The 16571-nt window shown below is 32.8% G+C and carries 15 protein-coding genes and 2 pseudogenes; 12 read left to right on the top strand and 5 right to left on the bottom strand.

Annotated features, from left to right (window positions below):
• Positions 1-17: 17 nt before the first annotated feature.
• From LT143_RS09805 to LT143_RS09780, 6 genes are all read left to right on the top strand, one after another.
• Positions 18-743 (top strand): DUF6270 domain-containing protein, encoded by a 726-nt coding sequence (locus LT143_RS09805; RefSeq protein ID WP_246942796.1) that lies wholly within the window; start codon positions 18-20, stop codon positions 741-743.
• A 102-nt stretch (positions 744-845) separates the two neighbouring features.
• A complete protein-coding gene (locus LT143_RS09800) occupies positions 846-2123 on the top strand; it encodes a nucleotide sugar dehydrogenase (RefSeq protein ID WP_246942795.1) in 1278 nt (425 codons plus the stop codon).
• Complete coding sequence (locus LT143_RS09795; RefSeq protein WP_246942794.1) at positions 2120-2920, top strand: ABC transporter permease; 801 nt, start codon at positions 2120-2122, stop codon at positions 2918-2920. Before LT143_RS09800 ends, LT143_RS09795 begins: the two co-directional genes overlap by 4 nt.
• Before the next feature lie 21 nt (positions 2921-2941).
• A complete protein-coding gene (tagH, locus tag LT143_RS09790; protein ID WP_246942793.1) occupies positions 2942-4603 on the top strand; it encodes a teichoic acids export ABC transporter ATP-binding subunit TagH in 1662 nt (553 codons plus the stop codon).
• 109 nt (positions 4604-4712) lie between these two features.
• Positions 4713-5831, top strand: coding sequence for a non-hydrolyzing UDP-N-acetylglucosamine 2-epimerase (gene wecB / locus LT143_RS09785; protein WP_246942869.1), 1119 nt, complete (start codon positions 4713-4715; stop codon positions 5829-5831).
• 76 nt (positions 5832-5907) lie between these two features.
• The gene (locus LT143_RS09780) at positions 5908-6054 is read left to right on the top strand and encodes a hypothetical protein (protein WP_246942792.1); all 147 of its coding nucleotides are present in this window, start codon (positions 5908-5910) and stop codon (positions 6052-6054) included.
• A gap of 67 nt (positions 6055-6121) precedes the next feature.
• Here the strand turns inward: LT143_RS09780 and LT143_RS09775 are convergent, their stop codons facing one another.
• Together LT143_RS09775 and tagU are read right to left on the bottom strand one after the other, a co-directional pair.
• Positions 6122-6409, bottom strand: coding sequence for a hypothetical protein (locus LT143_RS09775; RefSeq protein WP_246942791.1), 288 nt, complete (start codon positions 6407-6409; stop codon positions 6122-6124).
• 706 nt (positions 6410-7115) lie between these two features.
• Positions 7116-8057, bottom strand: coding sequence for a polyisoprenyl-teichoic acid--peptidoglycan teichoic acid transferase TagU (tagU, locus tag LT143_RS09770; protein WP_246942790.1), 942 nt, complete (start codon positions 8055-8057; stop codon positions 7116-7118).
• Between the two features lie 389 nt (positions 8058-8446).
• Here tagU and galU point away from each other — a divergent pair, with 389 nt between their 5' ends.
• Together galU and LT143_RS09760 are read left to right on the top strand one after the other, a co-directional pair.
• A complete protein-coding gene (gene galU / locus LT143_RS09765; RefSeq protein ID WP_246942789.1) occupies positions 8447-9316 on the top strand; it encodes a UTP--glucose-1-phosphate uridylyltransferase GalU in 870 nt (289 codons plus the stop codon).
• A 250-nt stretch (positions 9317-9566) separates the two neighbouring features.
• A complete protein-coding gene (locus LT143_RS09760) occupies positions 9567-11195 on the top strand; it encodes a DUF4127 family protein (protein WP_246942788.1) in 1629 nt (542 codons plus the stop codon).
• Positions 11196-11422: 227 nt separating this feature from the next.
• Here the strand turns inward: LT143_RS09760 and LT143_RS09755 are convergent, their stop codons facing one another.
• Complete coding sequence (locus tag LT143_RS09755; protein ID WP_246942787.1) at positions 11423-12328, bottom strand: stalk domain-containing protein; 906 nt, start codon at positions 12326-12328, stop codon at positions 11423-11425.
• 180 nt (positions 12329-12508) lie between these two features.
• On the opposite strand from LT143_RS09755, the gene LT143_RS09750 reads away from it, so the two are divergent.
• The 3 genes from LT143_RS09750 (at position 12509) to LT143_RS09740 (ending at position 14516) form a co-directional block, all read left to right on the top strand.
• Complete coding sequence (locus LT143_RS09750) at positions 12509-13588, top strand: stalk domain-containing protein (RefSeq protein WP_246942786.1); 1080 nt, start codon at positions 12509-12511, stop codon at positions 13586-13588.
• Between the two features lie 93 nt (positions 13589-13681).
• A complete protein-coding gene (locus tag LT143_RS09745) occupies positions 13682-13945 on the top strand; it encodes a LysM peptidoglycan-binding domain-containing protein (protein ID WP_246942785.1) in 264 nt (87 codons plus the stop codon).
• A 172-nt stretch (positions 13946-14117) separates the two neighbouring features.
• Entirely contained in the window at positions 14118-14516 is a 399-nt protein-coding gene (locus tag LT143_RS09740; RefSeq protein ID WP_246942784.1) for a hypothetical protein, read from the top strand.
• 25 nt (positions 14517-14541) lie between these two features.
• On the opposite strand, the pseudogene LT143_RS09735 reads toward LT143_RS09740, so the two are convergent.
• Positions 14542-14673, bottom strand: a pseudogene (locus LT143_RS09735) (IS1595 family transposase); the annotation flags it as partial.
• Between the two features lie 4 nt (positions 14674-14677).
• Here LT143_RS09735 and LT143_RS09730 point away from each other — a divergent pair.
• A pseudogene (locus tag LT143_RS09730) lies at positions 14678-15364 on the top strand (UDP-N-acetylglucosamine 2-epimerase); the annotation flags it as partial.
• A 127-nt stretch (positions 15365-15491) separates the two neighbouring features.
• On the opposite strand, the gene csaB reads toward LT143_RS09730, so the two are convergent.
• Complete coding sequence (csaB, locus tag LT143_RS09725) at positions 15492-16571, bottom strand: polysaccharide pyruvyl transferase CsaB (RefSeq protein WP_246942783.1); 1080 nt, start codon at positions 16569-16571, stop codon at positions 15492-15494.

The following is a 16571-nucleotide window of genomic DNA, read 5'->3' as shown; positions in this document are numbered from 1 at the left end:
ATTAAGGAGTAGATAGCATGCGATCCTTAACGATACTAGGTAGTTGTGCTACAAGAGATACACTCGAATTTACTTTTGGTAAATATGAAATTAAAAATTACTTTGCTCGAACATCTTTTGTTAGCTTAATGTCACCACCTCTTGATATGAAAGAAGATTCTATTCAGTTAGAATCTAATTTTCAAAGGCGTTGTGTATATAATGATATATCCAAACGCTTCTTTCACGATACGAATGAGAATAAAACGGATTATATTGTTATTGACCTTATAGATGAGCGTTTCAACTTAATTAAAACAGGAGAGAGTTACCTTACAAAATCCAATGAGTTTGTAGGATCTCAGATTGAAAAGGACTTACAAAAAAAAAGTGAGATTAAAAGAAACGAGCAGCTTTACCCTCTGTGGAAAAAATCTACAGATTCATTCTTTAAGAAATTGTTTGAAACTTATAAGCCAGAACAAATAGTCTTGCACAAAACTCTGTGGAGAGAACGTTACTACAATCGGAATGGAGAACAACATTCTTTTAAAAATATAGCTGAGATACAACATCATAATCAGATCCTAAAGCAATACTATGAATATATCGAAAAAACTGAGCCAACTATTAAAGTAATAGATATGTCAGAAGGTGGATATCTATCATCTGAAACACATAAATGGGGGTTAGCTCCTTACCACTTTGAAGATGTCTATTATCATGCTTTTTTGTTACAACTCGATGAATTAACAAACGGATAAGCAATTTTTAGAGATAAAAAGAAAATAAAAGTCCTTATAATAGGATGTCTATATATCTATCAATAATTTTAAAGACTATTATAAAATGGGGGGAAATTACTTATGAAACTTTGCACAATAGGGTTAGGATATATCGGATTACCAACTTCAGTTATGTTTGCTAAGCATAACGTGAATGTTATTGGTGTAGATATTAGACCTGAGGTTATTGAATCATTAAACTCTGGAAAAATTCACATTGAAGAACCAGGATTGCAAGAAGTACTGTCAGAAGTAGTTGAAAGTGGACATTTTAGAGCTTCTTTAACTCCAGAGCCAGCTGATGTTTTTATTATTGCAGTTCCAACACCAAATAATGATGATTTGCACAAGTCTTGTGACTTAAGCTATGTTCTAAGTGCAGTTAAATCAGCTATGCCGCACCTTAAAAAAGGAAATGTATTAATTGTGGAGTCTACAATAGCACCAAGATCTATGGATGACTATGTGAAGCCTTTAGTAGAGAGTGCTGGTTTTGAAATAGGTAAAGATATCTTTTTAGTTCATTGCCCTGAACGTGTTCTACCTGGACAGATTCTGCATGAATTAATTCATAATAATAGAATCGTAGGTGGTATTACACCAGAATGTACAGAAGCTGGTGCACTAGTTTATAGTACGTTTGTTCAAGGTGAAATTATAAAAACGAATGCAAAAACCGCTGAGATGTCTAAATTAATGGAAAATACTTTTAGAGACGTGAACATTGCACTTGCAAATGAACTGACTAAAGTGTGTAATGAGCTTGAAATTGATTCATTAGAAGTAATCAAAATGGCTAATAAACACCCAAGAGTTAACCTGCATACACCTGGTCCTGGTGTAGGAGGACATTGTTTAGCAGTTGACCCATATTTTATTGTTGCTAAAGCTCCTGAAACAGCGCAGCTTATTAATCTAGCAAGATCGATTAATACATCCATGCCTCATTATGTGGTAGATAATATTAATAAGCTTATGGAAAAATCGGCTGGTAAAACGATTACCTTATTTGGGTTAACCTATAAAGGAAATGTTGATGATATTCGTGAAAGTCCAGCAATGGAAATTATGGATATTTTAAAGGCAGAGGGGAAATATGAAATTAGAGCATATGATCCACATGTAGATCAAGATTTTGTCATTAAGGACCTTCAAAAAGCAACTTCAAATAGTGATTTAATTGTTATTTTAACTGATCACAATGAGTTTAAGGAAATTAATATGGCTGCACTATCTTCTATGAATAACAAAAGAATTTTTGATACAAAAGATGTAGTGAATAATCGTTCTAATGAAGTTGAGTATATAAACTTTGGTAACCTATATCATGCATTAAAGAAGGAAGCAATTACTGTATGAAATTTGTCTTTGAAGTAGTAAAAGAGCAAATATTAAATCTAAGTTTAATATTTCGTTTAGCTTCTTATGAGATTAAAAGTAGCTATCAAATGCATTATTTGGGAGTAATTTGGCAATTCTTGAATCCGCTACTTCTAGTGACAGTATACTGGCTCGTTTTTGGTTTAGGATTACGGGGAGATAGGGCAGTAGAAGGGGATTCATATTTTATATGGTTAATCGTTGGACTGATACCTTTTTTATTTATCAGTCCATCTATTACCCAAGGCTCGAATAGTGTCTATGCTAAAGTTAATCTAGTATCAAAAATGAAATTCCCAGTAAGTATATTACCTTCGATTACAATTGTAAGTAACCTATTTAATTTTTTTATCATGTTAATTGCTGTCATCATTGTCTTGTATTTTAATAATGTATTTGCTGGATTTTATTTATTGCAATTGCCGTATTTCCTCTTTGCCACAGTTTTTTTTCTTTTTGCTATTACACTTTTGTGTTCAACTATATCAATTATTGCACGCGATTTTCAATTATTATTACAGTCTATTATGAGAATTATGCTATACCTAACTCCTATATTGTGGGACCCAAGTAACTTACCCACACTTGAAAAAATCTTAAAACTTAACCCAATGTATTATTTAGTAGAAGGATATAGATATATGTTATTAGGAGAAAGTTGGTTCTTTTTAGATTGGAGATACACTTTTTATTTCTGGATTTGTAACTTTGTCATTTTATTTATAGGGGCTAGTTTACATGTCCATTTTAGAAAAAAGTTTGTCGATTACTTGTAAATATATGGAGGCTTAATTTGTATGAAGCCAAAAGTGACATTTAAAGCTGTAACAAAAAAATATGACTTATACAAAACAAACTCTGATAAATTATTAGATATGTTTTTTATGAAAAAGAATAAACGGAATTTTTATGCATTAAAAGATGTTTCTTTTAATGTATATGAAGGAGAAACAATTGGTGTCATTGGTGTGAATGGTTCTGGAAAGTCAACACTATCAAACCTTTTAGCACAAATTGTTCCTCCAACATCTGGTGAAATAGATATAAACGGAGAAACATCACTAGTAGCAATATCCGCTGGTTTGAATAATCAGCTAACAGGTATTGAAAATATAAAAGTGAAATGTTTAATGCATGGTTTAAAAATGGAGGAAATCCACGAATTAACTGCAGATATTATTGAATTTGCAGAAATTGGAGATTTTATCAATCAACCAGTAAAAAGCTATTCAAGTGGAATGAAATCTAGGTTAGGGTTTGCGATAAGTGTCCACACAAATCCAGATATACTTGTGGTTGACGAGGCTTTGTCTGTTGGTGATCAAACCTTTTATGATAAATGTATAGACAAAATTAATGATTTTAAATCACAGGGAAAAACTATATTCTTCATTAGTCATAACTTATCTCAGATAAAATCAATATCTGACAAAGTTCTATGGATCAATTTCGGTAAGGTAGAAATGTTTGATAAAACTGACTTAGTGCTAGAAAAGTATGCTTCTTTTATAAAATGGTTTAGTAGTATAAAACCTGAAGAAAAGAAAAACTATAGAAACGAAATGATTGAAGCGCAAGTTACAGCTACCCCTATGATAGAGGCGCATTTACATGGTAAAAGGGCAACAAAAAATCAATTAAAGCAAAAGAGAAAAGCAAACTTATCCTTAACATTACAAGCAAGTGTACTCTTTGCATTCTTTATAGTGAGTATTTTGTTTATGTTTATTGATAAACCATTTGATAGTATTACTAATTTCTTCATTAACCCAACTGTAAAAAAGGTTGAGGAAGTAGTAAATGATGAAGAAGTTGCATCCATTGAGATAGAAAGCACTCCAATTGAAATCATACAAAAAGATGCAATGGTTAAAAATGAGATTATAGTTATCTTTAAAGATGAGGAACTAACAGTGGAGGGGGAAACACTACCCTTCGCTTCCTCAATATATTTAGAAGAAAAAAAAGGTAATGTTTACAAGGTGAGAGTAGGGGAGGTATTAACAGGATATGTCAACGAAGATGACGTAGAAATAAAGAAGCCTTTAATGGAACCATTAGATATAACCATAAATGCCTTTCTACCTTTCTTACCAGATTATTTTGTTGATTCCTATCAATATACATTAGCCTTTTTAGGTGTTGACTATGAGGCAATCAAGGGACAGCTTAGAGGATTAACAGCAGAAGAAAAAGATAAGGAAGGAAATAATACCTTATTTTATCAAGAAGAATACCTAACTTATCTTTTTAATCATCAAAACGTCTCTACTGCAATTAAAGTCCATGAAATTGATAGCAATGATGAACGTTTAAATGATATATTAGCTTCCTCTCACTTTTCATCAGATGATAAATCTTTATATTATTTAAAAATTCAAGGGTTTGATGTCTGGGTGGATAAAAATAGAGGCACGATCATCTTTAAAGAAAATGATGAGAACAATAAAATTGAGTAGAATATAAAATAACGATTAACAATACAGTATACATACTGCAATTTTGACTTAATTAATACTATATAACCCTGAAAATAAAGGAGGCCACTCATTGAGTAAAATAAAAGTAATGACTGTATTCGGAACCCGCCCAGAGGCCATTAAGATGGCACCACTAGTTAAAGAATTAGAGAAATACCCAGATGAAATTGAATCTATTGTAACTGTTACTGCACAACATAGAGAAATGTTAGATCAAGTTTTAGAGATTTTTGAAGTTATACCGGATCATGATTTAAACATTATGAAGTCTAGACAGACTTTGGTTGATATTACGAATAGAGTATTAACGGGATTAAATGAAATAATCAGTAAAGTAAAGCCTGATATAGTTTTAGTACACGGAGATACTACTACTACCTTTGTAGCTTCATTGGCATCTTTTTATAATCAAACCAAGGTTGGCCATGTAGAAGCTGGACTTCGTACATGGGATAAATATTCACCTTTTCCAGAAGAAATGAATCGTCAGTTGACAGGAGTTCTATCAGATTTACATTTTGCACCCACTAGTAAATCAGCTCTTAATCTTGAAACGGAGAACAAAAATAAAAACGATATTTTTATAACTGGTAATACTGCAATTGATGCACTTAAAACGACTGTAAAAGAAGAGTATACTCATGAGATTCTTGAAAAGTTAGAAAATGATCGAATGATTCTTCTAACTGCCCATAGACGTGAAAACTTAGGGACACCAATGGAAAACATGTTTAAAGCAATAAGAAAAATTGTTGATGAGCATCAAGATGTCCAAGTGGTCTATCCAGTTCACTTAAATCCAGTTGTCCAAGAAGCAGCAGCAACTATTTTAGGTAATCACTCACGAATTCACCTTATTAATCCATTAGATGTTATTGATTTCCATAACTTTGCGTCGAGAGCCCATATTATCCTTACAGACTCTGGCGGAGTTCAAGAAGAGGCTCCTTCACTTGGGAAGCCAGTATTAGTTTTACGTGATACAACTGAGCGTCCAGAAGGTATTGAGGCAGGTACTCTAAAGTTAGCTGGAACAGACGAAGAAACAATCTATAACTTGACAAAAGAATTGTTGACAGAAGAGGATGTCTATTCAACAATGTCTAAGGCTTCAAATCCTTATGGAGATGGGCATGCATCAAGAAGAATCGTTGAAGCAATTCTTTATCATTTTGGTTTTAGAGACGAACGCCCTTCGGATTTTTGAATTAGGGAGATGGAGTGCCATTTAAGAATTTTTTTATTTTCGTTTTTTCTTAAAAAGCATGATATGGAGATAACTTATGAAGAGATTTGACGAGCTTCCTAAAACTATAAAAAAAACTATTCGTTATATAAAGCAGGATGCAAATATAAAGCAATTGAATGAAATAGAACTGATACTAAACGAAACTATATCTAATCGATTAGCAGAAATAAAAAAGTCATAAAACTTTTAATCAATTATGATAGTGTAGAAGGAAGTATGTAATTCCATACTTCCTTTTTATCTATTTATTAATATTTACTAAGAAAATATAAAGAGTCATTAATTCCAATTTTAAAATCTTCTCTTAACCAATACCATGTTCTACTCGTCTTAAAAATGTTTAAACATATTTTTAAATTATTTACTTCTTCCATGGTTATTTGAAGTTCAGAATCCAATGAGATTCTATTTGCAAGCCTTTTTAGCAACTCTATTTGCACTAAGCTTAAATCAGTAGTAGTTACTTCTAAAGCAATCTTCAATGTTTCCTTCAGAACTGTATTATCCCTTATACATAATCCCTTTTTTTGTAACATTTTCATCACCCTCCTTTAAGTTTTGAGCTTAATATTATATTAAGATGGAATGGAAGAAAATATTGTTATTTTATGTTGAAAATAATGGGGAATTATAGTTTTGTACAAAATTTATAATAGCAACTGAGACTTTCCGTTATTTGATTTAAGGAAAGTTGAAGCTAAATTGTTATTGAAAAGACTCTTGGATTTCAGGGTAGGTGATGAAATCTGTTTTTTTTTGCAACTATCTACGTGGTGAAAGTCCACTGTGGGGGTATACATCGACCAACCACTAAGGAAGCGCAAGGTGCTTATAGTGAGGTAAGGGATGGAGGAAGCATGGAATAAAATCTTGGCTCGACGAACAGAAATCTGATACTAAGTCTCTGTAAAGATATAAGACTCCACAACAAGTCGAAGTCCAAAAGGCGTGCCTAACTCTATAGAGGAAATCAGACAAGTAAAAGAGGGAAGAAAGTTGTATTACCCTGGTAGATCTTGCGGATGTACAGTGAGTACAGTCGGAAAACGGTTAGTCTCAAGAAGTTAGCAGAAGCCATAGAATGAAATGATTTCATGAAGGGCCGAAAAATTTATAGTGTTTCAACGCAACGAATGCGTAAGTCACTTGCTCCGAATATGTTATTGGTATACTTTCCGTAAAATTTTATTGAATAAAAAACCGTAAAGAGTTAATCTCTTCACGGTTTTTTTAAAATATTAATTATGGGACTAAATTCAAATGTTTATTTAATTTCTCAGATAAACTTAACCTCTCGGTTTCAGGCACCACATAATAATAGATTCTATTAATAGTTTGTCCACCACCATTAATCTGGAATTGCTCAAGATTATGGCGTGCCTCTTTATAATTAGCTTGAAGGTCAACCATTTGTTCAAAGGTTAAATTAGTTTTAATATTCTTACCTAGAACAGCTAGAATATCATCATGTTTTCCTAATGTAGAGAAACTTGCTCCTTTTTGAATAACACCCATAATGATTTGCTTTTGACGGTCCTGTCGACCAAAATCACCTCTAGGATCCTGCTTTCGCATCCTAGCATACGCAAGGGCTTGTTCCCCATTAAGATTTATTTCGCCTTTAATAAATGTGAGGCCACCTTCCTTAAATTCAAAAGGATTATTTACTGTTACTCCCCCAACCGCATCAACAATCTCTTTAAAGCTTTCCATATTGACTTTGACATAGTAATCAATAGGAATATCTAAGAAATTTTCGACAGTTTCAACAGCCATATCTGTTCCGCCAAAAGCATAAGCGTGATTGATCTTGTCTTGAATTCCTTTTCCGATTATTTCGGTTCTCGTATCACGAGGAATGCTGACCATTTGCATTGATTGTAGTTCAGGATTTACAGTCATGACGATCATAGTATCTGAACGCCCTCGGTCATTTGCTCTTTCATCGACACCCATAATTAATACTGAAATCGGATCTTTTTCCACAAATTCAACTTTCTCCAATCGTTTTTCAGATCGTTCACGTTTGGGCTGTTCAAACATCTGATTAGCAGTTTGCTGCACAGAATGATAAATCGAATAGACATAGGCGGATATGCCAATTATTAAGGCACCTATAACACTCAGTAAAATCCATAGCCACTTCTTTGGTTTTTTCTTTATTTGTAAAGAACTTTTACTCATCTTTCTTTGTCCTCTTTCTGTGTGGTTTCTAATAATTTTTCTTTAACCTTATAGATTATAACCCAACTGAATGCTAAGGGATAGTTATAAAATTCAGGAAAAAAAGAGGAACTTTACTACAAATCACCATAGCCCTGTACTTAAATCTTTTAGTATATAATGAATTTTATATTAGCTTTGAAAATTATTAAAGTCATACAATTATTAATCTAACTATTTATATAAGACTGTTCTAAATAACATTATGTTAGTATAAAAGAACAGTATGTAATCATAACATTAACTAATATTTCTTTATTATAATAACTCAACTATATACACTATTTTCAAAGACAAAAGGTCAAAAGTTTGTTGGCTAACATTAGTTAAATAAGTTAGGTGGTGTTAACATGAAAATCCGCAAAGCAGTTATTCCTGCTGCAGGTTTGGGTACTCGATTCTTGCCGGCCACGAAGGCTCAACCAAAAGAAATGCTACCGATTGTAGATAAACCTACTATTCAATATATTGTAGAGGAAGCAGTTGCTTCAGGGATAGAAGATATAATGATTATAAGTGGTCGGGGAAAAAGAGCTATTGAAGACCATTTTGATAAATCCTATGAACTTGAAGAAGTACTTACGAGCAAAGAAAAATGGGAGAGTCTAGAACAAGTAAAGGCGATCTCTAATTTAGCAAATATTCACTATGTTCGACAAAAAGAGCCAAATGGTTTAGGTCATGCGATATATTGTGCGCGTCGTTTTATCGGAAATGAACCCTTTGCAGTAATGCTTGGAGATGACATTGTCCTCTCTGAGAAGCCGTGTTTACTGCAGATGATTGATGTGTTTAATCGATACCAAACAAGTGTTATAGGTGGTCAGCTTGTTCCAGACCAAGATGTCTCTAAATATGGAATTGTAGATTATAATAAATATGAATTAGAAAGAAATCTTTATAAGGTGGATACTTTGGTTGAAAAGCCAGCAGTACATGATGCCCCCTCTAACTTTGCCATAATGGGTAGGTACATACTAAGACCAGAAATATTTGAAATACTAGAGAAACTACCCCCTGGCGCAGGGGGAGAAGTACAACTTACTGACGCCATTTGCAAACTAACGGAAAAACAAGCTGTATATGCATATAATTTTGATGGGACTAGGTATGATGTCGGTGATAAATTTGGTTTTATTAAAGCTACAATTGACTTTGCGCTGAAGAGGGATGATCTGAGAGACGAAGTCAGTAAATACATTCATAAAATAAGTAAATAATATATAAAAAAATTAGGCGGTTACTCTTATTAAAGGATTATCTATGTAAGTTCTTAATCTTAAAAGAAGTACGAAAGGAACGTCTAAATTATCGAGTTGCAACTTATTGTAGTCAATTATATTATAATTTATAAAGACATCCTTCTTGCCTGATTACTATATTGAACAAATACCAGCTTTTATGAGAGATTCTCACCGAATGAAGAATGTTTAATCTATAATCCTAAAAAATAGGAGTTAATATAAAGTAATGTTTAAATTTAAATTATTGATATTTATTACTATAAGTGTGTTTATTTTAGTTTTGTTTTTCTTCGCTCAAAGTAAAGAAAATATTCCAACCCTTGCTATTGTCCCATTAGATGACCGACCTATAAATGTATATGATGCTCAAAAAATAGCAGAAATAGGAGGAATAAATACAATATTTCCAAAAAGGGAGGATTTGGGTAACTTCCAAAACCCTGGAAATACAGAAAACTTAAGGAACTGGTTAATTAATCATGGAGAGGATGTTGACGGATTTATCATATCCATTGATATGATTGGCTTTGGGGGGTTAGTAGCATCCAGAACATTACAAACTAGTAAAGAGAAAGCGCTAAAAAACATAGAAATAATCAAAGAATTAAAAATAAAATATCCGGATAAACCAATTTATGTTTTTAATGCAGTTCAAAGACTTGCTGTTACAGTTAGTGAAAAAGAATCCTTAGACATTTATTGGAGCATTAGAAATTGGGCCATTTTGTATGACGAGGTTTATAATTTAAATATGAAGGAAAAAGAAAATGCACTAAAAAATCTAGAGAAAACAATACCAAAGGAAATTCTCACTAAGTATTTGGATGCTAGAGAAAGAAATCATTTGATCAACATTACAATGATTGAATGGTTGTCCGAAGGCTATATTGATTATTTAATCTTATCCCAAGACGATGCCTCTAAAACAGGACTTCATCGATTTGAGACCGAGTTATTAAAAGAGAAATCAAAAGCTCTGAACCTGTCAGAAAATCAACTTGTTTTTTTTAGCGGGACTGACGAGGATAGTTTGATTCTAATATCAAGGTATATTAACAGTTATTATAATATAAAACCAAAACACTATCTCCATTATGTAGACAAGGAAGGTCCTACCTCAACTGGTTATTTTGAGTCAATGACAACGCAAGAAAATATAGAAAAACATATTACCGCAATAAATGGAGTAATTACTGACTCTGAAGCAGATGCAGATATTCATTTATTTATTAACACCATAGTTAAAGGTGAAAAATCTGCAAAATTTATGGCTGCAACTAAGAAGATTAATGCCCTTTTAAAGGAAAAAAAACCTGTCTCTATCATCGATGCTGATGTAAAAACAAGAGATGATCGTTTTATGACCTACTTGAAAGAAAATGTTGATATCTCCCAACTCTATGGTTTCTCAAGCTGGAATACAATCGGAAACACAATTGGTATTGCTATATCTCATTCTTCCACTCGTTTTTCTATGCTAAATAACAATCTAAATATGAATGAGACGATACTCAAAAGTGCTACCAAATCACACATTGAATTTTTATTAAGTAGATTGGCTAAGGACGAAGGTTATAAAAATGACTTGCATGATGAAATAAAACAATATGTTACCAACATAAATGGTGATTATTTAGATTTGGATGATCACTATGAGCAAACATATAACTTTTCTAAAGATAAGGTTATTAATCGTACACACTTTTGGTTTAACTCTTTAAAGAATGAAAAATTTGTATATCAAACAAATGAATCGAAATACATAATCGCAAAAGAATTAGAAGAGGTATATTTCGATTTCCCTTGGAAAAGACTCTTTGATATTAGTTTAGAGCCGAAGATTGCTGTTGAATAATTTTTAACTTTCAATCTGATTTAAAGAATATAACTACTGAGTATTGATCGTAGTCCCGAATAATGAGGCTTATAAAAAGTCATATTCGGGTCTTTTTATGTTGTCTTTAGAGACTATCTTAAAAAATGAAAATTTGTTGAGCTGACATACGGTTCAATTATTGACTTTAATATAAAATTCCAGCAAAAAAAAGGGAGTGGGGGAAGACTCACCTCATCTAATAATCCTTAATTAACCGTTATATATATACCTTTTTTTGCATCATGCTGAACACTTGCACCAATGGACTCACTAATAAAACGAACTGGAAGAAGGGTACGATTATTTATAATCATTGGCTCGACATCCAACAGAACTTCTTCATTATTTTTTATTGCCTCTTTTTTATCCATTGTTAGTTTTATAGTGGTTTCAGCCTTTGTAATGGTAATGACACGAGTTGTTGAGTCATAGTGTACACTTGCTCCTAACTGTTCAAAAATAGCTCTAATCGGAGCCAAAGTTCGATTTGATTTTAAAACTGGTTGTTGGTCAAAGTTCACCTTATTATTATTGACAAAGATATCAAGGCCTAATGGAGTATAATCTGGAGCTTTTACTACTGGCTTAGTTACTGGAATGACTTCTACTTTATATCCACTTGAGGATGCTATTATATCAAATGATTTATTAGTATGAGTAATTACAACCTTTGTATGATTGTGGACTTGATCAAATAACCAGTTAATATCTTTATTATGCATCCTAACACAACCTGAGCTTACATATTTTCCAATAGTGGCCTCATTATTATTACCATGGATCCCATAAGTTGTTCCATATGTTCCTCTTGCCTCCAAACCTAGCCACCTATTTCCAAGGGGATTTCTTGGATCTCCACCTGGAACCTTACCAGTATAATAAGGTCTATTCTTTATTTTATTTACAATCTTAAAGGTCCCTTCAGGTGTATAGGATCTTTTCTTTCCTGTAGCGACCGGAAATGTTTTTACTAATTTACCATTGTTGTAGAATGCTAGTTGGTTTACTGCTTTATTAATAATGATAATTTGATTCTTTGAACTTGCTTCTGCTGATGACCCAAAAGTTGCAATTAAAAAAATAGTTGTTAATAAAATAAATAATTTTTTCATTTTACTAGTACTCCTCACTATATACAATTAGGATTAATTATATAGGAATAAAGGTGTATTTATTGTAAAAATATGTAATATAATCGAATGATATTTCGACACTTTTCTACTCCTTATTTTGGTGAGATAATAGTAGTAATATGTTAGGATGTAAGAGCAATACTTCTAAGGGGGAAGACATTGAAAACTATAAAACTATTAACTATTTTGTCTTTTACTTTTATCTTTTTATTAGATATTAAAAGCATTTATGCTGCCAATATCGAAGAAGATGATTATGTAAATTCTTTTAGTTTATTTAATCAAACAAAACAAATTGTTGTAGTAACTGGTGATCATATAAATTCTACCAAGGGAAATTTAGTACTATACGAAAATCTAGATGGGACATGGGTAAAAACAATAGAGAATGTTGGGGTGGTTTTTGGTAAGAATGGACTATCAAAAGAAAAAGCTGAAGGGGACGGTAGAACACCAATTGGGTTATTTGGCTTGGAGAGCTCGTTTGGTACTGAAGCTAAACCAAGCGATGTAGAATTACCTTATACTAAGGTAACCAGCCATTATTTCTGGATTGATGATGTTCAGTCTAGCGATTACAATAAAATGGTGCACTATACAGGAAATCCAGTAGTAAGATGGAATTCTTATGAGCAACTTAATCATCCATTATATCAATACGTAATCGTTGTTGATTATAATATGAATCCTATTATTCCGGGTAAAGGAAGTGCAATCTTTCTTCACAGTTGGAGGAGTGATACTAGTCCGACTCTTGGGTGTATAGCGATGTCACAGCCTCATCTTCTTTTATTAATGGCCAAGTTAGATCCAACAAAGAAACCAGTAGTAGTTACTAGTTTAGAAAACGAAGTGAATGAAACAATAAGTGCAAATGTTACTAAAATTAATGAGCTAATGGTTCTAGTAAACCATAACAAGTTATTTACGGACCAAGCTCCTGTTCTTCATAACTCAAGAACACTATTGCCTTTAAGGGGATTATTTGAGTATCTAGGAGCAGATGTAGACTATATACCATCAAACAAATCTGTCAGTATTAATAAAGATAATATTAAAATAAGATTAACCATTGGAAGCAAAAAGACAAGCATAAATGGAGTAGAGCATTTTTTAGATGTTGAACCAATCATCATGAACAATCGGACACTCATACCCGTTCGTTTTGTCAGCGAAGCGCTAGGTGCAAGAGTTGATTATAATGGGGACTTAAAAAGGGTATATATCGAAGTAAAGTGAGCTTAATTACACTCACTTTATTTTTTTGAGAATCTTTGTGATTGCCTGTAACCTTTTGGAGCAATCCTCGACTAACATATTGGAAAGAATCAATTGGCCATTTATTCCATTAAGTTACAATTTGGAGGAATAACAGATGAAAAAAACCTTATAAGAATGATGGTGTTGTCACTTGGAATTGCAAGCTTTATTGGATTTACTAACTTAGATGGAGCAGAAGCTAAAGGAACTCAGTATAGCCAAGTTCAGGTTGAAAAAGGTGATATGCTCTATGCCATTGCCAAAAAGAATGGTATGTCTATAAAAGAATTGGAGACGATTAATAAACTAAAAACAACTAAAATCTTTCCATGTTAGAAATTAAAAGTTACAAAGGGTACAAAAGCTACTACCGACGGTGGTTAAATTTTTTGTTAGAATACTCAATATAATTGAATGGGTTACTACCTATGCCAAATTTTTATAGTGTAACTTCTTGTAATCTAATTCGTCTAATAGGTAATTGAATTAATTTATTGTAGGTGATTTAATGAAAAAAATTTTATTCCTAACTCTATTGGTAAGTCTGTTTTTTATAACTGCTTGTACAAATGGAAAAACGCAATCATTAGAAGGATTTTATAAGGATGCCAAAATTGAAAATGTAGATAAAGTCATCATTCAAGATGGTTCGACTGGTGCTTCAAAAAAGATAACTAAGCAAGAACAAATTGATGAATTTTTATCACTGATCAAAGATATAGAATTTACTCCGCAAAACAATCAAGAAAAACGTTCTGGATGGCGGTACGGCATTGCCCTTTTTGATGGTAAAAAAGATTTTAAATTTACCCTAAATGAAATTTATAATACCTATTATGATTCAAACCCAGACATTCATCCGATTGTAGATAATTACTACAAAAAGTTGGAGATTGCAGAAGAATGATTACCTCATATTATTGAGGTCTTCTTTATGCACTTCTTAACATTTCAACCTTACTTTTATTCAATTTCTGACAAGTTGAAATAAGCATTTGTTCTACTCTGTTTTCAAATGCTAAGTTTTTACCAAGTTCAAGCCACCGAAACCAATGGAGGTGATCAACTGTTACTGTAATAGCTCAACATCGACAAATGTTAGACCAGGTGCTTGAGGTATTCAAAATCAAGTCTGACTATGATTTTGATATTATGAAGGATCGCCAAACCTTTGCAGGGATTACAACTAAGGCACTAAAAGGATTAGATTTAATTATGAAGGAAGTAAAGCCCGACTTAGTATTAGTAGGAGAAACAATGCTTGGAATGTTTAGAGCGATTAAGCGGATTGTTAATGAACATGATGATGTTCATGTTGTTTATCCAGTACACTTAAATCTTGCAGTTAGAGAGGTTGCTAATGAGATATTTGGAAGCGAAGAGAGAGTACATCTGATTGAGCCGCTAGGTGTATTGGATTTTCACAATTTTGCATCTAGATCATTCTTAATCTTAACCGACTCTGGAGGAGTTCAGGAGGAGGCACCATCACTAGGAGTTCCAGTTTTAGTCCTAAGGGATACTACTGAACGCCCAGAAGGAATTGAGGCAGGGACGTTAAGACTTGCTGGAACAGAAGAAGAGACAACTTATGAAATGACTCACTCCTTACTTAATGACAAAGCAGCTTATAAGAAAATGTCCAATGCCTCTAACCCTTATGGTGATGGACTTGCGTCATATCGAATTGTGCAATCCATACTTCACTACTTTGGCAGATCGGAATCAAGACCTGAACCATTTAAACCTTTTTAACAGAAAATAAGATCTCGATAAAGAGATCTTATTTTTTTTGCCTTTGTAGTTTTACTAACCCCATAAAAAAGACCTCAAGAATGAGGCTAGAGATCTTAATTAAAGGTTAGTAATTAAAAATTTAATTTTAATCCTGATTTCGAAATACTTGAATAGCTTGTGATGCGGTCTGTATTGCTTCAGATTTTAGGGTCGCTGTTGCCTTTTCTAAACGTTCTTTATAAACGGTTGATTGATGAAGCACCTTTGTGATTTCATCTGCTAAAGTTTGAGCGCTCCAGTTATTTATTTCAACATGTCCTGCTACTACTTGATTTGCTTGCTCTGTAAAAACATCAATCTTAGGATCATATGACAAGGCAATAAAAGGTGTGTTCGTGATTGCAGCAAAGATTAATGCATGTAATCTCATACCAATTAGTAGAGCACCATTTCCGATAATTGCAATTTTCTCTTGTATGGATGCTTCATAGGGAGCAATAAGAGCTTTGTTGTCCAACATTTCATTTAATTTCTTTGATGTTTCCTCGTCATGCTTTCCATGCATGGGGAGGAGGATGACCTGATAGTCTTCTATGAACATAGATAAAGAATCTGCAATATTCTTTAGATAAGCATACTTTGTTTGCCAGTCACGGACAGATACCACAATGAACTGCTTTGAAGTATTCAAACTGTTAATCCATTCACTTTCTGTAGCCCCAACAGATAATCCTAAGACGGGATCTGGTACAAGACCAATCGGTTTGATTACATTTAACGATTTAAGTAATTCTTTTGATCGTTCATCCCTTACAGTAATAGCACTAACTCTATTTAAAGCTAAATTAACAATTCTTTTACTAAATACCTTGTTTATTGGTCCCATTCCTTGTGCATAGACAAAAATTGGTTTTTTAGCGATTTTTGCTAGTGCCATAATCCCCGTATAGTAAGGGATACTTTTCCACCCAGTTTGGTCTTGTAAGAGACTCCCTCCACCACTAATCAATCCATCGCTTTTTTTGAGTGAGTGTAATACCTCTTTTATATTCCATCTGTTTACAGCATCAACCCCATACGTATGTCTCGTAAACTCAGGATCATTCGATAAAACCGTAATCTTAACATTTTGTTCATAACTCTTTAATGATTGGATGATTGAATATAAAATCGCTTCATCACCAATGTTATGAAATCCATAATATCCAGATATAACAATCCTCAT

The organism is Bacillus pinisoli (genome assembly GCF_023036475.1).
GTDB lineage: Bacteria > Bacillota > Bacilli > Bacillales > SA4 > Bacillus_BS > Bacillus_BS pinisoli.
Note: the sequence above shows the minus strand (reverse complement) of the source record. Positions and strands in the feature narration are given on the sequence as shown.